This window comes from Streptomyces sp. S4.7, assembly GCF_010384365.1.
Classification (GTDB): Bacteria; Actinomycetota; Actinomycetes; order Streptomycetales; family Streptomycetaceae; genus Streptomyces.
This window is the reverse complement of record NZ_CP048397.1, coordinates 1,280,745-1,299,281: the sequence shown is the minus strand read 5'-3', so window position 1 is coordinate 1,299,281 and position 18,537 is coordinate 1,280,745. Positions and strand designations below refer to the sequence as shown.

Annotated in this window: 13 protein-coding genes; 7 read left to right on the top strand and 6 right to left on the bottom strand. The window is 69.8% G+C overall.

The features are described from left to right. The first annotated feature begins 79 nt into the window (after nt 1-79). Entirely contained in the window at nt 80-1,309 is a 1,230-nt protein-coding gene (mshC, locus tag SSPS47_RS05695) for a cysteine--1-D-myo-inosityl 2-amino-2-deoxy-alpha-D-glucopyranoside ligase (protein WP_164249213.1), read from the top strand. 112 nt (nt 1,310-1,421) lie between these two features. Here mshC and SSPS47_RS05690 read toward each other — a convergent pair whose 3' ends face one another. Continuing rightward, nucleotides 1,422-2,489 carry a PAC2 family protein gene (locus SSPS47_RS05690; RefSeq protein WP_147877386.1) on the bottom strand — a complete coding sequence of 356 codons (1,068 nt, stop codon included), beginning with the start codon at nt 2,487-2,489 and terminating at the stop codon, nt 1,422-1,424. Between the two features lie 255 nt (nt 2,490-2,744). On the opposite strand from SSPS47_RS05690, the gene SSPS47_RS05685 reads away from it, so the two are divergent. The 5 genes from SSPS47_RS05685 to SSPS47_RS05665 all read left to right on the top strand — a co-directional run bounded on the left by SSPS47_RS05685 (nt 2,745) and on the right by SSPS47_RS05665 (nt 8,722). Beyond that, nucleotides 2,745-4,064, top strand: coding sequence for an enolase C-terminal domain-like protein (locus tag SSPS47_RS05685; RefSeq protein WP_164249211.1), 1,320 nt, complete (start codon nt 2,745-2,747; stop codon nt 4,062-4,064). Further along, nucleotides 4,061-4,864, top strand: coding sequence for an SDR family oxidoreductase (locus tag SSPS47_RS05680; RefSeq protein WP_164249209.1), 804 nt, complete (start codon nt 4,061-4,063; stop codon nt 4,862-4,864). Before SSPS47_RS05685 ends, SSPS47_RS05680 begins: the two co-directional genes overlap by 4 nt. 194 nt (nt 4,865-5,058) lie before the next feature. Beyond that, nucleotides 5,059-6,132, top strand: a complete 1,074-nt coding sequence (locus SSPS47_RS05675) for a sugar ABC transporter substrate-binding protein (RefSeq protein WP_164249207.1) — start codon at nt 5,059-5,061, stop codon at nt 6,130-6,132. Between the two features lie 2 nt (nt 6,133-6,134). Then, complete coding sequence (locus tag SSPS47_RS05670) at nt 6,135-7,691, top strand: sugar ABC transporter ATP-binding protein (RefSeq protein WP_164249205.1); 1,557 nt, start codon at nt 6,135-6,137, stop codon at nt 7,689-7,691. Next, nucleotides 7,691-8,722: an ABC transporter permease gene (locus SSPS47_RS05665; RefSeq protein ID WP_164249203.1), complete on the top strand. Its 1,032-nt coding sequence runs from the start codon at nt 7,691-7,693 to the stop codon at nt 8,720-8,722. Before SSPS47_RS05670 ends, SSPS47_RS05665 begins: the two co-directional genes overlap by 1 nt. Nucleotides 8,723-8,847: 125 nt before the next feature. Here SSPS47_RS05665 and SSPS47_RS05660 read toward each other — a convergent pair whose 3' ends face one another. From SSPS47_RS05660 to SSPS47_RS05640, 5 genes are all read right to left on the bottom strand, one after another. Further along, on the bottom strand, nt 8,848-9,519 hold the full coding sequence (locus SSPS47_RS05660) for a FadR/GntR family transcriptional regulator (RefSeq protein WP_164249201.1): 672 nt from the start codon (nt 9,517-9,519) through the stop codon (nt 8,848-8,850). A 198-nt stretch (nt 9,520-9,717) separates the two neighbouring features. Further along, nucleotides 9,718-11,331, bottom strand: a complete 1,614-nt coding sequence (locus SSPS47_RS05655; RefSeq protein WP_164249199.1) for a glycerol-3-phosphate dehydrogenase/oxidase — start codon at nt 11,329-11,331, stop codon at nt 9,718-9,720. A 42-nt stretch (nt 11,332-11,373) separates the two neighbouring features. After that, the gene (gene glpK, locus SSPS47_RS05650) at nt 11,374-12,927 is read right to left on the bottom strand and encodes a glycerol kinase GlpK (protein WP_164249197.1); all 1,554 of its coding nucleotides are present in this window, start codon (nt 12,925-12,927) and stop codon (nt 11,374-11,376) included. A gap of 46 nt (nt 12,928-12,973) precedes the next feature. After that, complete coding sequence (locus SSPS47_RS05645) at nt 12,974-13,765, bottom strand: MIP/aquaporin family protein (RefSeq protein ID WP_147877377.1); 792 nt, start codon at nt 13,763-13,765, stop codon at nt 12,974-12,976. Between the two features lie 227 nt (nt 13,766-13,992). After that, entirely contained in the window at nt 13,993-14,757 is a 765-nt protein-coding gene (locus SSPS47_RS05640; protein ID WP_164249195.1) for an IclR family transcriptional regulator, read from the bottom strand. Between the two features lie 220 nt (nt 14,758-14,977). Between SSPS47_RS05640 and metH the strand changes: the two genes are divergently transcribed. Continuing rightward, complete coding sequence (metH, locus tag SSPS47_RS05635) at nt 14,978-18,490, top strand: methionine synthase (protein WP_164249193.1); 3,513 nt, start codon at nt 14,978-14,980, stop codon at nt 18,488-18,490. Nucleotides 18,491-18,537: the final 47 nt, after the last annotated feature.

Sequence of the window (18,537 nt, the reverse complement as noted above, 5' to 3'; positions counted from 1 at the left end):
GATGACGCAAGAGCGCCGAACCGGACAACGGGCCCGGTCCGGTTCGTATCCGGAACCAACGTCCGGTTACGCTCATGACATGCATGCCTGGCCCGCTTCCGATGTCCCCGCCCTGCCCGGCAAGGGCCGCGACCTCCGGATTCACGACACAGCGACCGGTGGTCCCGTCACCGTCGCCCCCGGCCCCGTCGCCCGTATCTATGTCTGCGGCATCACGCCGTACGACGCGACGCACCTCGGCCACGCGGCGACCTACAACGCGTTCGACCTCGTGCAGCGCGTTTGGCTCGACACCAAGCGGCAGATCGAGTACGTCCAGAACGTCACCGACATCGACGACCCGCTCCTGGAGCGGGCGGCGCGTGACGGAGAGGACTGGACCGGGCTCGCCGAGCGCGAGACCGCCCTCTTCCGTGAGGACATGACGGCGCTGCGGATGCTGCCGCCCCGGCACTACATCGGCGCTGTCGAGGCGATACCGGGCATCGTGCCGCTCGTGGAGCGGCTGTGCGACAGCGGCGTGGCGTACGTCCTGGACGGCGACGTCTACTTCTCCGTCGAGGCCGACCCGCACTTCGGCGAGGTGTCCGGTCTCGACGCCGAGACGATGCGGCTGCTCTCCGCCGAGCGCGGCGGCGACCCCGAGCGCCCCGGCAAGAAGAACCCCCTCGACCCGATGCTCTGGATGGCCGCCCGTGAGGGTGAGCCGAGCTGGGACGGCGGGAGCCTCGGCCGCGGCCGGCCCGGCTGGCACATCGAGTGCGTGGCCATCGCCCTCGACCATCTCGGCATGGGCTTCGACGTCCAGGGCGGCGGCAGCGATCTGGCTTTCCCGCACCACGAGATGGGCGCCTCGCACGCACAGGCGCTGACCGGCGAGTACCCGTTCGCGAAGGCGTACGTGCACGCCGGGATGGTCGGGCTCGACGGCGCGAAGATGTCCAAGTCCAAGGGCAATCTGGTTTTCGTCTCGACCCTGCGCCGCGAAGGCGTGGACCCGGCCGCCATCAGGCTCGCGCTGCTCGCGCACCACTACCGCGCGGACTGGGAGTGGACGGACCAGGTGCTCGAAACCGCCGTGGCGCGGCTGGAGCGCTGGCGGGCCGCCGTGTCCCGGCCCGACGGCCCGTCGGCCGCGAGCCTGGTGGAAGAGGTGCGTGAGGCGCTGTCGGACGATCTGGACGCCCCGGCGGCGCTGGCCGCGGTCGACCGGTGGGCCGCGCTCCAGGAAGCCACGGGCGGTACGGACGAGGGGGCGCCCGGAGTGGTGTCCCGCACGGTCGACGCGCTGCTGGGAATCGCGCTGTAGCCGGTGACGGACCGGCCACCGGGTCAGCCCGGTGGCCGGTCCGTCACCGCGGTCGGAGGGGCCGCGTTCGCGGCCCGCCGCCCGGCCCGGTGGCCCGGCCACCGGGCCGCGCTCAGTCGTCCGAGGAATCCTCGTCGTCCCCCGGGCCGGCGTCCGGCCCCGGCTTCCCGTCCGGCCCGGCACCCGGCCCCGTGTCGGGCTCGGCGCCCGACTCCGGCCCCGGTCCCGGCCGCGGTGCCCGCGGCGGTCTGCCGCGTCCCGGGCCCGACGTATCGCGCAGATACGTCCCCGAGCCCTCGCCGCTCTCCGTGGCGTGCCCGCCCGGCGCCTGGCCGGGACCGCCGTCGCGCCGGCGCAGATACCGCTCGAACTCCCGCGCGATGGCCTCGCCCGACGCCTCCGGCAGCTCCGCGGTGTCCCGGGCCTCCTCCAGCGACTGCACGTACTCCGCCACCTCGCTGTCCTCGGCGGCCAGTTGGTCCACCCCGAGCTGCCAGGCCCGCGCGTCCTCCGCCAGTTCGCCCAGCGGGATCCGCAGCCCGATCAGGTCCTCGAGCCGGTTCAGCAGGGCCAGCGTGGCCTTCGGGTTGGGCGGCTGCGAGACGTAGTGCGGTACGGCGGCCCACAGGCTCACCGCGGGCACCCCCGCGTGCGTGCACGCCTCCTGGAGGATGCCGACGATGCCGGTCGGGCCCTCGTACCGGGTCTCCTCCAGGTCCATCGTCCTGGCCAGGTCCGCGTCCGAGGTCACGCCGCTGACCGGCACCGGACGGGTGTGCGGGGTGTCGCCGAGCAGCGCGCCCAGGATCACCACCATCTCCACGCCCAGCTCGTGGGCGAAGCCCAGGATCTCGTTGCAGAAGGAGCGCCAGCGCATGGACGGTTCGATGCCGCGGACCAGTACCAGGTCACGGGGTTTCTCCCCGCCGACCCGGACCACGGACAGCCGGGTCGTGGGCCAGACGATCTTCCGCACGCCGCCGTCCAGCCAGACCGTGGGCCGGTTGACCTGGAAGTCGTAGTAGTCCTCGGCGTCGAGCGCCGCGAACACCTCGCCCTTCCACTCCCGGTCCAGATGCCCGACCGCCGTGGAAGCGGCGTCGCCTGCGTCGTTCCAGCCCTCGAACGCGGCCACCATGACCGGGTCGATCAGCTCGGGTACCCCCTCGAGCTCGATCACCCAGGCCTCCTTCCGAAGTGTTCTCTGAACGTACGGACCAACCTTACGGCTTATCAGCCACCCGTCCGCAGCCCCCGTGCACGCGCGGGTGAACTTCCGCGTCGCTGGGCATGGCTGGGGGTGCCGACGCAACGAACCGGAGAATTCATCCGAGCTGTGACCGTAAATTTCGTTCCGCCCCTGGACGTTTACCCGCCAACGACGCTATACATCGGATGACCGAAGAGGTCCGATGTTCTTCTCAGGGGGCGTGCAGTGAGTCAGACCGTCACAGAGTTCGGGGTACACGACATCCGCTTCCCGACCTCGGAACAGCTCGACGGCTCGGACGCCATGAACCCGGACCCCGACTACTCCGCCGCGTACGTGGTGCTGCGCACCGACGACGGCGCCGAGGGCCACGGGTTCTGCTTCACCATCGGCCGGGGCAACGACGTACTCGCCGCGGCCATCGAGGCCCTGCGCCCGTACGTGATCGGCCGCCACGCGCCACGTACCGCCGCCGATCTCGCCGCGCTCCACATCGAGCTCACCCACGACTCGCAGCTGCGCTGGCTCGGTCCGGAGAAGGGCGTCATGCACATGGCCGCGGGCGCGGTCATCAACGCGGCCTGGGACCTCGCGGCCAGGACCGCGGGCCTGCCCGTCTGGGAGTTCCTGGCCTCCATGACACCCGAGGAACTCGTCTCACTCGTCGACTTCCGCTACCTCACCGACGCCCTCACCCCGGCCGAGGCGCTGGACATCCTGCGCGCCGCCGAACCCGGCCGCGCCGAACGCGCCGCCCGGCTGCGCGCCGAGGGCTACCCCGCGTACACCACGTCACCGGGCTGGCTCGGCTACTCCGACACCAAACTCGTCACCCTCGCCGAACAGGCCGTCGCCGACGGCTTCGAGCAGATCAAGCTCAAGGTGGGCGGCGACATCGACGACGACGTACGGCGGATGAAGCTCGCCCGCGCGGCGGTCGGCCCCGACATCCGTATCGCCGTCGACGCCAACCAGCGATGGGACGTCCCCGACGCGATCCGCTGGATGACCGCACTGGCCCCCCACGAGCCGCACTGGATCGAGGAGCCCACCAGCCCCGACGACATCCTCGGCCACGCCGCCGTCCGGGCCGGACAGCCCGTCAAGGTCGCCACCGGCGAACACGGCGCCAACCGCGTCCTGTTCAAGCAGCTGCTCCAGGCCGACGCCGTCGACTTCGTCCAGATCGACGCGGCACGCGTCGCCGGCGTCAACGAGAACCTGGCGATCCTGCTCCTCGCCGCCAAGTACGGCAAACCGGTCTGCCCGCACGCCGGCGGGGTCGGCCTGTGCGAACTGGTCCAGCATCTGGCGATGTTCGACTACGTTGCCGTCTCGGGCACGTGGGACGACCGGGTCATCGAGTACGTCGACCACCTCCACGAGCACTTCACCGACCCGGTGGTGATCGACTCCGGCCGCTACGTCGCACCCGTCGCACCCGGCTTCTCCGCGCGGATGCGTCCCGAGTCCATCGCCGCGCACCGCTACCCCGAAGGGCCCGTCTGGCAGGCCCGCCGCACCACCGAGGAGGTCAACTCATGACGGCAGCACACGGCACAGGCGACTTCACGGGCCTGGGCGCCCTCGTCACCGGTGGTGCCTCCGGCATCGGCGCGGCCGTCGCGACCCTGCTGCTGGAGCGCGGCGCGCGCGTGGCCGTACTCGACCGCGACACCGCCTCCGCCCCCGCCGGCACCCTGGCGCTCAAGGCCGACGTCACGGACGACGACGCCGTCCGCGCGGCGGTCGACGCGGCCGCCGCCGAGTTCGGGGCCCTGCACACCGTCGTGTCCAACGCCGGGATCGGCGCCATCGGTACCGTCACCGAAAACGACGACGCCGAATGGCTGCGGGTCATCGACATCAACGTCCTCGGCATGGTCCGCACCGCACGTCACGCGCTGCCCCACCTGCGGCGCGCCGCCGCCGACCGGCCCGGCCACGTCTCGATCACCCAGACCTGCTCCATCGCCGCCACGGCGGGGCTCCCGCAACGCGCCCTGTACAGCGCGAGCAAGGGCGCCGTGTACTCGCTGACCCTCGCGATGGCCGCCGACCACGTCCGTGAGGGCATCCGCGTCAACTGCGTCAACCCCGGTACCGCGGACACCCCGTGGGTCGGACGCCTGCTCGACCGGGCACCCGATCCCGCGGCCGAACGTGCCGCCCTCGAAGCACGCCAGCCCACGGGACGGCTGGTCGGTGCGGACGAGGTCGCCGCCGCGGTCGTCTATCTCGCAAGCCCCGCCGCGGCTGCCGTAACGGGCACGGCACTCGCGGTCGACGGCGGAATGCAGGGACTTCGCCTGCGCCCCGCCACCTCCTCAGGGGCTGTCGGATGACCTCTGATCGGGCGTTCACGCCCTGGCACGCACGCTTCCCGCGTTGCCGAAATGCCCTAGTAGCTCCGCTACGAGGACACTCCGGCGCCTTGGAATCGCACGCACCAGACCGCGCCCGCCTTCCGATCGAAGTCACCCGACAGCCCCTGAACCTGTGAGCTCTGAGCCGACACTCACCCAAGGACGGACAACCAATGCTGCGACACCCTGTGGGGCGATCCCCACGCACCGCACTGCGTACGAGCGCCGCGGCCTGCGCCGCGCTGCTCGCGGTCACGGCCCTGGCGGGCTGCAACCGTGACTCGGAGGGCGGGGACGCCGAAGGCGGCGGCAAGGTCGGCATCGACCTGCCGCGCAGTGACAGCGACTTCTGGAACTCCTACCAGCAGTACATCGAGTCCGGCGTCAAGGACGAGGGGATCGACGCCCTGTCGCTGACCAACTCGCAGAACGACATCGGCAAGCTCGTCTCCAACGTCCAGGCCTTCACCGACCAGGGCGCCGAGGCCGTGGTCATGGCCCCGCAGGACACCGGCGCGATAGCGGAGACGCTGGCGAACCTGAACGAGAAGAAGATCCCCGTGGTCAGCGTGGACACCCGCCCCGACAAGGGCGACGTCTACATGGTCGTGCGGGCCGACAACCGCGCGTACGGCCAGAAGGCGTGCGAGTACCTCGGTGAACAGCTCGGCGGCAAGGGCAAGGTCGCCGAGTTCCAGGGCGACCTCTCCTCCATCAACGGCCGCGACCGCTCCGAGGCGTTCAAGAAGTGCATGGACGAGAAGTTCCCGGACATCAAGGTGTTCGAGCTGGCCACCGAGTGGAAGGGCGAAGTGGCCTCCGCCAAGCTCCAGTCCACCCTCGCCGCACACCCGGACCTGGGCGGCATCTACATGCAGGCCGGCGGCGTCTTCCTGCAGCCCACGCTCGCGCTGCTGGAGCAGAAGAAGCTCCTCAAGCCGCCGGGGGAGAAGGGCCACATCACGATCATCTCCAACGACGGCATCCCGGAGGAGCTGGACGCGATCCGGGCGGGCAAGATCGACGCCACGATCTCCCAGCCGGCCGACCTGTACGCCAAGTACGCCCTGTACTACGCGAAGGAGGCGCTGGCCGGGAAGACCCCGAAGGAGGGTCCGACCGACCACGGCTCCAACATCATCAAGATCCCGGGCGGGTTCGAGGACCAGCTCCCCGCGCCCTTGGTGACCAAGGAGAACGTGGACGACAAGGCGCTGTGGGCCAACCAGCTGGAAAAGAAGAGCTAACCATGCATCACGCCCAGGCACCCGCGGCCGGAGCGCCGGCGCCCGCCGTCCACGCGGAAGGCATCGTCAAGCGCTTCGGTCCCACCGTGGCGCTCGACGGTGTCCGGCTGACCGTCGCGCCCGGCGAGTCGCACGCACTCGTCGGGCGCAACGGCGCCGGCAAGTCCACCCTCGTACATGTCCTCACCGGACTCCACGAGGCCGACGCGGGCAAGGTGAGCTTCGGTGGCGAGCCGGCGCCCGCCTTCGGCGACATCTCGGCCTGGCAGTCCAAGGTCGCCTGCGTCTACCAGAAGTCGATGGTCGTGCCCGACCTGACCGTCGCCGAGAATCTCTTCCTCAACAACTACGGCCTCACCAATAGCCGTTCCGGGGCCGGCGGCCGGTTCATCAGCTGGCGCCGGCTACGCACGCGGGCCGAGGAACTGCTCGCCGAGTACGGCGTCAGCGTCGACCCGGACACCAGGGCCAAGGATCTGGCCGTCGAACAGCGGCAGTTCGTGGAGATCGCGCGCGCCCTGTCGTTCGGCGCCCGCCTCATCATCCTGGACGAGCCCACGGCCCAGCTCGACGCCCGTGGCATCGACAGCCTCTTCGACAAGCTCCGGGACCTCCAGAGCCAGGGGGTGGCGTTCCTCTTCATCTCCCACCACCTCCAGGAGGTGTACGAGCTGTGCACCGCCGTCACCGTCTACCGCGACGCCCGCCACGTCCTGACCGCACCGGTCGCCGACCTGGCCAAGGCGGACCTGGTGACGGCCATGACCGGGGACGCGGCGAGTTCGACGGCGGCCTGGCACGCCGCGCACGCGGTGGCCCCGGACCGCACGGTGGAGCCCGTACTGACCACCGAAGGGCTCTGTCTGGAGGGCGAGTTCGAACCGCTCGACCTCGAAGTGCGCCCCGGTGAGGTCCTCGGTCTGGCCGGGGCCGCGGCCAGCGGCAACACCGCGCTCGGCGAGACCCTGGTCGGCATGCGCAAGGCGACGGCGGGCCGGATCGCGGTCCGCGACCGTACGGTGCGGCCGGGCAGCGTCCCGCACTCCCTGGACGCCGGGATCGGCTACATCCCCGAGGACCGGCACCTCCAGGGGCTCGTACTGAACCGCAGCGTCGCCGAGAACGCCACACTCACGGTCGCCGACCAGCTCGGCCCGTGGGGGACCGTACTGCCCTCCCGTACCAGGGAGTTCGCCCGGTCCATGATCGACTCGCTGGACATCAAGACGACAGGGCCCGAGCAGCCGGTCTCGGGCCTCTCGGGCGGCAACCAGCAGAAGGTGGTCGTCGCCAGGGCCCTGGCCCGCGCGCCCAGCGTGCTGGTGGCGCTGCGCCCCACGGCGGGCGTCGACGTCAAGTCGAAGGACTCGCTGCTCGGCGTCGTGCGCCGGGTGGCCGATGAGGGAAACGCGGCCGTGATCATCTCGGACGAGCTGGATGATCTACGGGTCTGCGACCGCGTACTGGCCCTGTTCCACGGGCGAGTGGTGGCAACGTTCGGGAGCGGGTGGACCGACCGGGAACTGGTCGCCGCCATGGAAGGTGTGGGGGAGAGCTGATGACCGAGACGATACGACCGCCGGTGCTCGACAAGGAGCGCGACGACGACCACCCGCTGAGCCGGCTGAGGTTCATCAGGTGGAGCGACTTCTCGCTCGTACCGGTGATCCTGGTGCTGATGGTGATCGGCTTCATCGTCTCGCCGGTCTTCCTCACCTCCAACAACCTGATCAGCGTCGTGCAGCAGTCGTCCGAACTGAGCCTGCTGGTGCTCGGCCAGGCGCTGATCCTGATCTGCGGCCGGATGGACCTGTCGCTGGAGTCGACCATCGGCATCGCGCCGGTCGTCGCCATGTGGATGGTGCTGCCGTCCGAGGGCGGCCGGTTCGCGGGCCTCGACATCCTGCCCGTCTGGTCGGCCATCCCGGCGTGTCTGCTGGTCGGCCTGGTCGTCGGCGTGATCAACGGCTTCCTGATCCTGAAGCTGCGGGTCAACGGCTTCATCGCCACTCTCGGCATGCTCACGATGCTGCGCGGCCTCCAGATCGGCATCACCGAGGGCAAGTCGATCACCGACGTCCCGGAGTCCTTCCGCTACCTCGGCAAGACCGACTGGCTGGGGGCGCCCGCCGCCGTCTGGATCTGTCTCGCGCTGTTCGCCATCGGCGGCGCGTCGCTCGCCTGGCTGCGGCACGGCCGCTCCCTGTACGCCATCGGCGGCAACCCGGAGGCCGCGCGGGCCGCCGGTATCAGGGTCGACCGCATCACCTGGATCGTGCTCGCCATCGGCGGTGTCCTCGCGGCCTTCGCCGGCATCCTCTACACCGGGCACTACGGCTCCGTCGCCGCCACCCAGGGCAACGGCTGGATCTTCCAGGTCTTCGCCGCCGCCGTGATCGGCGGCATCAGCCTCAAGGGCGGGCGCGGCACGCTCTTCGGCGCGCTGACCGGTGTGCTCACGCTCCAGCTGGTGGTCAACGTGATGACGCTCGGCGGCGTGCCCGCGCTCTGGAACCAGTTCCTGAACGGCGCGATCATCATCGTCGCCCTGGTCATCTCGCGGTTCGCCAGCGGTGAGAAGCAGGACTGACCGCCGGTCCGCCGCCGATCCGACGCCGGTCCGCCGCCGAGGCGGACCGGCACGTGGACGGGCCTCGCCGGGACGAATCCGTCTCCCGGGGAGGCCCGTTCGTCGGGTCTCCGTCCCTCCCCCTGTCAGAGGGTCGAGCGCAGCCACTGCTCCACACTCGCGATGTGCACCGTCGCCCACGATCTGGCCGCCTCCGCGTCCCGGTCGCGCAGCGCGGCCAGGATCGCCCGGTGCTCGTGCAGGGTCCGGCTGACCGCGTCCTCCTGCGTGAGCCCACGCCACACCCGGGCCCGGGTCGTCGGTCCCGACAGACCGTCAAGCAGGGAGCAGAGCACCGAGTTGCCCGAGGTCTGCACGATGCCGCGGTGGAACTCCAGATCGGACGCGACCAGCTCCTCCACCGAGGGGTCCTCCCCGAGGGCGTCCAACTGCTCGCCCAGCACGTCCAGTTCGGAGTCCTTGATGCGGGAGGCGGCCATCGCCGTGGCGGCCGGCTCCAGGATCCGCCGTACCGCCAGGAACTCCAGCACCGTGTCGTCGCGGTGGAAGTCGACGACGAAGCTCAGCGCTTCGAGGAGCAGTTGAGGATCGAGGCTGGTGACGTACGTCCCGTCGCCCTGCCGTACGTCGAGAATGCGGATCAGCGACAGGGCGCGTACCGCCTCACGCAGCGAGTTGCGCGACAGGCCCAGTTCGGCGGCGAGCTCGCTCTCCTTGGGAAGGCGGTCCCCCGGGCGCAGTGCGCCCGAGACGATCATTCCCTTGATCTTCTCGATGGCCTCGTCGGTGACAGCCATGGGCGACCTCCATACATCCGATGTATCGGCCTCCATTATGCGTCTCCGCAGGCGTCCGGCGCCCCGTTCCGCCGGAGTTCTCCTCGACCGGCGACACCGGGGTCGGTGCTCCCGACCCCGGTGCCTTTTCGGAACTTCATTCGAGGCGTGCCGTCCGCCGTCCGGCGTGACCGCCCACCCCGCCCGCTTCCCGCCCGCTCAGGTGTTCCGCTTGCTCAGCAGCTCCTCGACCCGGGCCCGGACCGCGTCCGTGGCCAGTCCCCGGATCGTCAGCGTTGTACGCCGCCGCAGCACGTCGTCCGCCGTCTCCGCCCACTCGTGGTCCCGCGCGTACACGACCTGCGCCCAGATCTCCGGGGCGTCGGGGTGGATCCGCTCGCCCAGCTCCGGCCGCTCGTACGCCAGCCGCGCGATGTCGAACGCCAGCGAACCGTAGTGCCTGGCCAGATGGTGCGCCGTGTCCCGCGCGATGCCGTCGCCGTGCGCCCCGCCGTCGATCAGCAGCCGGTGCGTCACCGCCTGCGGATTGGCGATGCCGGGCAGCGGCAGCATCTTCGGCAGCCGCGACGTGGGCTCGATGTCCGAGCCGAGCGGACGTCCCGGCAGCGTCTCCAGCTTGTCCAGCACCGTACGGCCGATATGGCGGAACGTCGTCCACTTGCCGCCCGCCACCGACAGCATGCCGCCACTGCCCTCGGTGACGACCGTCTCCCGCTTGGCGGTCGAGGTGTCACCGGGACCGCCGGGCAGCACCCGCAGACCGGCGAACGAGTAGGTCATCAGCTCACGCGAGAGCTGCTGGTCCCGGACGGAGAGCGACGCCTCGTCCAGGATCTGGTGGATGTCCGCGTCGGTGACCGCGACGTCCGCCGGATCGCCCTCGTACACCTCGTCCGTGGTGCCGAGCAGCAGCATGTCCTCCCAGGGGAGGGCGAAGGTGATGCGGTACTTGTCGATCGGCGTCGCGAGCGCCGCGTTCCACGGGGCGGTGCGCCGCAGCACGAGGTGCGCGCCCTTGGAGAGCCGGATGGAGGGCTCGGACCGCGGGTCCTCCAGCCGGCGCAGATGGTCGACCCAGGGACCGGTGGCGTTCAGTACGAGCCGGGCGTCGACCCCGAACTCCGTACCGTCCATACCGTCCTTGAGGTCGGCGCCGGTCACCCGGCCGCCGGTGAACCGCAATCCGGTCACCTGGGCGTGGTTGAGGACGGCGGCCCCCGACTCGACGGCCGCGCGGACCGTCATGACGGCCATCCGCGCGTCGTTCATCTGGTCGTCGCCGTACACGGCCACGGCCCGCAGATTGTCCGTGCGCAGTTCGGGCACCGCACGCCGTGCCTTGGCCGGGCTCAGCAGATGGCCGACGCCGTCGTTGAACGCGGAGAGCGCCGAGTACGCGAACACACCGGCGCCCAGCTTGGCCGCGCTGTGCGGCCCGTTCTTGTAGACGGGCAGATAGAACGTGAGCGGGTTCGCCAGATGGGGCGCCACGCGGCGGGAGACCGCGCGGCGCTCGAAGTGGTTCTCGGCGACCAGCCGCACGTCGCCGGTCTGGAGATAGCGCAGACCGCCGTGGAGCAGCTTGGAGGAGGCGGAGGAGGTGGCGCCCGCGAAGTCGCCACCGTCCACCAGGGCCACCCGCAGTCCCGACTGGGAGGCGTGCCAGGCCGTGGAGATGCCCAGGATGCCGCCACCGATGACCAGCAGGTCGTAGGTGGCGCGGGACAACTGCTCCCGGGTCTCGGCGCGGCTCGGGAGTGAGCCGCCGGACGGGTGCGTGCCGAGGGCGGGACTGCTGTGAAGGGTGGTCATGGTGTCTCCTCGCTCGGACGAAACGCCTGGGCCGGACAGGGCCTAGCTCTCGTCGTCCTCGTCCACCCAGGCCTTGGTGCGTTCCACGGCCTTGAGCCAGTTCTTGTACTCGCGCTCGCGCTTCGCCGGGTCCATGTCCGGCGTCCACTCCGCGGCCCGGCGCCAGTTGGCCCGCAGCGCGTCGGTGTCCGGCCAGAAGCCGACCGCGAGCCCGGCCGCGTACGCGGCGCCGAGACAGGTGGTCTCCGCGACCATCGGACGCACCACGGGCGCGTCGAGGACGTTGGAGAGGGTTTGCATCAGCAGGTTGTTGGCGGTCATACCGCCGTCGACCTTCAGGGACGTCAGCTCGACCTTGGAGTCCTTGGTCATGGCGTCGCTGATCTCGCGGGTCTGCCAGGCCGTGGCCTCCAGCACCGCGCGGGCGAGGTGCGCCTTGGTGACGTAGCCGGTGAGACCGGCGATGACACCGCGGGCGGCCGAGTCCCAGTGGGGTGCGAACAGCCCGGAGAAGGCCGGGACGAAGTACGCGCCGCCGTTGTCCTCCACCGAGGAGGCCAGGGTCTCGATCTCGGGGGCGGAGTTGATCAGGCCCAGCTGGTCGCGCATCCACTGCACCAGCGCGCCGGTGACCGCGATGGCGCCTTCCAGCGCGTACACCGCCGGCTCGTCGCCGATGCGGTAGCCGACCGTGGTCAGCAGTCCGTTGTAGGAGTTGACCGGCTTGTGGGCGGTGTTCATGAGCATGAACGTGCCCGTGCCGTACGTCGACTTGGCCTCGCCCTCCGCGAAACAGGTCTGGCCGAAGAGGGCCGCCTGCTGGTCACCGAGGGCGGAGGCGACCGGAATCCCGTTCAGCGGGCCGCCCTTGGCCGTTCCGTACACCTCGGAGGAGGAGCGGATCTTCGGCAGCATCGCCATCGGGACACCGATCGAGTTGCAGATCTTCGGGTCCCACTCCAGCGTGTCGAGGCGCATCAGCATCGTGCGGGAGGCGTTGGTGACGTCCGTGACGTGCACACCGCCGTCGACACCACCGGTCAGATTCCAGATCACCCAGGAATCCATGGTGCCGAAGAGGATGTCGCCGCTCTCGGCCCGCTCGCGCAGCCCCTCGACGTTGTCGAGCAGCCAGCGCGCCTTCGGACCGGCGAAGTAGGTCGCCAGTGGCAGCCCGGTGTCACGGCGGAACCGGTCCTGGCCGACGTTGCGGCCCAGTTCCTTCACCAGGGAGCTGGTGCGGGTGTCCTGCCAGACGATGGCGTTGTGTACGGGCTCACCGGTCTTCTTGTCCCAGAGCATGGTGGTCTCGCGCTGGTTGGTGATCCCGATCGCCAGGACGTCGGCCTTGGTGATGCCGGCCTTCTCGATGGCGTTCGCCACGACTTCCTGGACGTTGGTCCAGATCTCCTTGGCGTCGTGCTCGACCCAGCCCGGCTTCGGGAAGATCTGCCGGTGTTCCTTCTGGTCGACGGCGACGATGCGCCCGTCGACGTCGAAGACGATGCAGCGGCTGGACGTCGTGCCCTGGTCGATGGCCGCGATGAACGGTCCCGTTCCGTGGGAGGAAGTCCCGGTGCTCTGTGTGTCACTCACGGTGTCTGCTCCTGCTCGGTGCGGAGGGCGGAGGAAGGGTGTGGGCCTACTTGAAGGCCACGTTGTAGAGACCGGCCGCGGCGGCGCCGCCGATGAGCGGAGCGACGACCGGGATCCAGGCGTACGTCCAGTCGGAGCCGCCCTTGTTGGGCAGTGGCAGCAGCGCGTGGACGATTCGGGGGCCGAGGTCGCGTGCCGGGTTGATCGCGTATCCGGTGGGTCCACCGAGCGAGAGACCGATGCCCACCACCACCAGCGAGGTGATCAGCACGCCGAGGACCCCGAGGCCGTTGCCCTCGTCGTTCAGTCCCTGCGTGAGGATCGCGATCACCAGGGCGAAGGTGGCGATGATCTCGGTGAGTACGTTCTGCACGGTGTTCCGGATCTCCGGGCCCGTCGAGAAGACGCCGAGGACGGGACCGGCCTTGGGCGCGGTCTTCTGGTCGACCAGCCCCTCGACCGCGGGCTGCGCGGCGAGGATCTCCGGGTCGGTCAGATGGGCCTTGAACTGGCCCATGTACGTCACCCAGACCAGGAAGGCGCCGATGGCGGCGCCGAGCAGTTCGCTCGCCATGTAGAGCGGCACATCGCTCCACTCCGTCCCGCCGGATATCGCGAGGCCGAGGGTGACGGCAGGGTTCAGATGGGCGCCCGAGACGCCCGCGGCGAGATACGCACCCGTGAGGACGGCGAATCCCCACCCGAAGCTGATGGCGACCCAGCCCGCGCCGTGCGACTTCGAGCGTTTGAGGACGACGCCCGCGACCACGCCACCACCGAGCAGGATCAGGAGAGCGGTACCTACGGTCTCGCCTATGAAGATGTCGAAGTGTGACACCCAAGACTCCTTCGTCCAGGGGAAGGCGGACCAGCGGCTCGCACCGATGGTCCGAGCCCTCAGGTGAGGGCGTTGCCGGCCTCTGGCCTTGTCGTGCACACATGTTGACCCGTCGATCAATGTTCGACAATGCCGACCGCTGAACGGCAGTGTCATCCTGGGGTGAAGGAGTCGTCAAGGGTCCTGTCGCCGGAACCTTGTTCTCTTCAGATCATCGGCCATGCGACTCAAAACCGCCCGGCGCCGACATCCCTGGACACCGAACGGGCACATTCGCGCACCGCCGTGATCAGCTCCGGACGGATCCCGCCGTCCTCGCAGAGTCGTTCCACCGCTCCCGTGAGAGCAATGGCCCCGACGGGCATCCGCCGCCTGTCATGGATCGGCGCGGCCACCGCGGCCACGCCCTCCCAGGTCTCCTCGACATCCGCCGCCCACCCCCGTGACCTGGTGAGTTCGAGAATCGCCGCGAATTGCTCCAGATCGGTGACGGTGCGCCCGGTCAGCCGCTCACGGGTGCCTCTGACGGCCTCGCCGCGGGCCACCGGGTCGTACGCCGCGAGCACCTTCCCCAGGGCCGTGGAGTGCAGCGGCTGCATCGCGCCCACTTCCAGCACCTGCCGGCTGTCGTCCGGCCGGAAGACGTGGTGCACGATCAGGACGCCCTCCAGGTGCAGCACTCCCAGATGCGCGCTCTCGCCACTGGACCGCGCCAGGTCGTCCGTCCACACCAGGGCGCGGGAGCGAAGCTCATGGACGTCCAGATAGCTGTTGCCCAGCCGCAGCAGCTCCGCCCCGAGCTGATAGCGGCCCGACGCGGCGTCCTGCTCCACGAACCCCTCCTCCTGGAGGGTCCGCAGGATGCCGTGCGCCGTCCCCTTGGCCAGCCCGAGCGAGGAGGCGATGTCGGACAGGCCGAGCCTGCGCTCGCCGCCCGCGAGAAGCCGCAGCACCGCCGCCGCGCGCTGGAGCGACTGGATGCTCTTCGCCATCGGCCCGGCCCTCCCTGACGCAGTCGTTCGACAATGCTGAACGATATCGGCCCATGCCGACTCCGTGTGACGGACAACCAAATTCCAACTTGGCCGAAGCACGACCGTCCGCCCCGTGGAACAGACCGCCGCCGCGAGCCGGTCACCGCTACCCTGGCCGGGTGCCCCTTCCACTTGAAGGCGCAAAGCCGACAGCCGTCGCACCTCCGGGAGTATTTTCATGGCCCCGTCCTCCAGCATTTCCGCCGACAGCCGGACCCGAGTCGAAGCCCTCCGTGAGGCACTGGCCACGCGCGTGGTGGTCGCCGACGGGGCGATGGGCACGATGCTCCAGGCGCAGGATCCGACGATGGAGGACTTCCAGGACCTGGAGGGCTGCAACGAGATCCTGAACGTGACACGCCCGGACATCGTGCGCTCGGTCCACGAGGAGTACTTCGCGGTCGGTGTCGACTGCGTGGAGACGAACACCTTCGGTACGAACTTCGCCGCGCTGGCCGAGTACGACATCCCCGAGCGGGTCCTCGAACTCTCCGAGGCCGGCGCCCGCATCGCCCGCGAGGTCGCCGACGAGTTCACCGTCTCGACCGGACAGCAGCGCTGGGTGCTCGGCTCGATGGGCCCGGGGACGAAGCTGCCGACCCTGGGGCACGTCGACTACGTGACCCTGCGCGACGCCTACCAGCGGAACGCCGAGGGCATGATCGCCGGCGGCGCGGACGCCCTGCTGGTGGAGACGACACAGGACCTCCTCCAGACGAAGGCCGCCATCCTCGGAGCCCGCCGGGCCCTCGACGCCACCGGCACCAACCTGCCGATCATCTGTTCCGTCACGGTGGAGACGACCGGCACGATGCTGCTGGGGTCGGAGATCGGCGCGGCGCTGACGGCGCTGGAGCCGCTGGGGATCGACATGATCGGTCTGAACTGCGCGACGGGGCCGGCGGAGATGAGCGAGCACCTGCGCTATCTGGCCCGCCACTCACGTATCCCCATCTCCTGCATGCCCAACGCCGGACTGCCCGTCCTCGGCAAGGACGGCGCGCACTATCCGCTGACCGCGGGTGAACTCGCCGACGCGCAGGAGAACTTCGTTCAGGAGTACGGCCTCTCGCTGGTCGGCGGCTGCTGCGGAACGACCCCGGAGCACTTGCGTCAGGTCGTGGAGCGGGTGCGGGGCGCGGATGTCACCGAGCGGGTGGCGCGGCCGGAGCCGGGGGCGGCGTCGCTGTACCAGTCGGTGCCGTTCCGGCAGGACACGTCGTATCTGGCGATCGGTGAGCGCACGAACGCGAACGGGTCGAAGAAGTTCCGTGAGGCGATGCTGGAGGGCCGCTGGGACGACTGCGTCGAGATGGCACGTGCCCAGATCCGTGAGGGCGCGCACCTGCTCGACCTGTGCGTCGACTACGTGGGCCGTGACGGCGTCGCGGACATGGCGGAGCTCGCGGGCCGCTTCGCCACCGCCTCCACCCTGCCGATCGTGCTCGACTCCACCGAACTGCCGGTGCTGCGGGCGGGGCTGGAGAAGCTCGGCGGGCGGGCGGTCATCAACTCGGTGAACTACGAGGACGGTGACGGGCCCCAGTCGCGGTTCACGAAGGTCACCGAACTGGCCGTCGAGCACGGAGCCGCGCTGATCGCCCTGACGATCGACGAGGAGGGCCAGGCCCGCACCCCCGAACACAAGGTCGCGATCGCGGAGCGGCTGATCGCGGACCTGACCGGCAACTGGGGCGTGCACGAGTCGGACATCCTGATCGACACCCTCACCTTCACCATCTGCACGGGCCAGGAGGAGTCGCGGAAGGACGGGATCGCGACGATCGAGGCGATCCGTGAGCTGAAGCTGCGCCACCCCGATGTCCAGACGACGCTGGGTCTGTCCAACATCTCCTTCGGTCTCAACCCCGCCGCCCGCATCGTCCTCAACTCCGTCTTCCTGGACGAATGCGTGAAGGCGGGGCTGGACTCGGCGATCGTGCACGCGTCGAAGATCCTGCCGATCGCGAGGCTGGAGGAGGAGCAGGTCAAGGTCGCACTCGACCTGATCTACGACCGGCGCGAAGAAGGCTACGACCCGCTCCAGAGGCTGATGGAGCTGTTCGAGGGCGTCAACACCAAGTCGATGAAGGACGGACGGGCCGAGGAACTGCTCGCGCTGCCGCTGGACGAGCGGCTGGAGCGGCGGATCATCGACGGGGAGAAGAACGGCCTGGAGGACGACCTCGCCGCCGCACTGGAGACCCGGCCGGCTCTGGAGATCGTCAACGACACCCTGCTGAACGGCATGAAGGTCGTCGGCGAGCTGTTCGGCTCCGGGCAGATGCAGCTGCCCTTCGTCCTCCAGTCGGCGGAGGTGATGAAGCAGGCGGTGGCTTTCCTGGAGCCCCACATGGAGAAGACGGACGACGACGGCAAGGGCACCATCGTCCTGGCGACCGTCCGGGGCGACGTGCACGACATCGGGAAGAACCTGGTCGACATCATCCTGTCCAACAACGGCTACACGGTGGTGAATCTCGGCATCAAGCAGCCGGTCTCCGCGATCCTCGAAGCCGCCGCGGAGCACCGGGCGGATGTGATCGGCATGTCGGGGCTGCTGGTGAAGTCCACGGTGATCATGAAGGAGAACCTCCAGGAGCTGAACCAGCGCAAGATGGCGGCCGACTTCCCCGTGATCCTGGGCGGCGCCGCCCTCACCCGCGCATACGTCGAGCAGGACCTGCACGAGATCTACGAGGGTGAGGTCCGCTACGCCCGCGACGCGTTCGAGGGACTGCGCCTCATGGACGCCCTGATCGGCATCAAGCGCGGAGTCCCCGGAGCCGTACTCCCGGAGCTGAAGCAGCGCCGCGTCAAGCCGGTCGCGGCGACGGCGGTGGTGGAGGAGCCCGTGGAGGAAGGCACCGTCCGCTCGGACGTGTCGACCACCAACCCGGTTCCTGAGCCGCCGTTCTGGGGCACCCGCGTCATCAAGGGCATCCAGCTGAAGGAGTACGCCTCCTGGCTGGACGAGGGCGCCCTCTTCAAGGGGCAGTGGGGCCTGAAGGAGGCCCGTGAGGGCGGACCTTCGTACGAGGAGCTGGTGGAGTCCGAGGGGCGGCCGCATCTGCGGGGCTGGCTCGACAAGCTCCACACCGGCAACATGCTGGAAGCGGCCGTGGTCTACGGCTACTTCCCCTGTGTGTCCAAGGGGGACGACCTCATCCTGCTCGGCGAGGACGGGGCGGAGCGGACCCGCTTCACCTTCCCCCGCCAGCGCCGCGGGCGGCGGCTGTGTCTGGCGGACTTCTTCCGCCCGGAGGAGTCCGGCGAGACCGACGTGGTGGGCCTTCAGGTCGTCACGGTGGGCTCGAAGATCGGCGGCGTGACCGCGGAGCTGTTCGAGAAGAACGCCTACCGGGACTATCTCGAACTCCACGGCCTGTCCGTCCAGCTCGCCGAGGCCCTCGCCGAGTACTGGCACGCCCGCGTCCGCTCCGAGCTGGGCTTCGCGGCCGAGGACCCGTCGCAGGTCGAGGACATGTTCGCGCTGAAGTACCGGGGCGCCCGGTTCTCGCTCGGCTACGGTGCCTGCCCCAACCTGGAGGACCGCGCCAAGATCGCCGACCTCCTGGAGCCCGGCCGGATCGGTGTCGAGCTCTCCGAGGAGTTCCAGCTGCACCCCGAGCAGTCCACCGACGCCATCGTCATCCACCACCCCGAGGCGAAGTACTTCAACGCGCGATAGCGCCCATCGCGCGCCTTCCCCGGACGAGTCGTACACTTGTCGGTCCA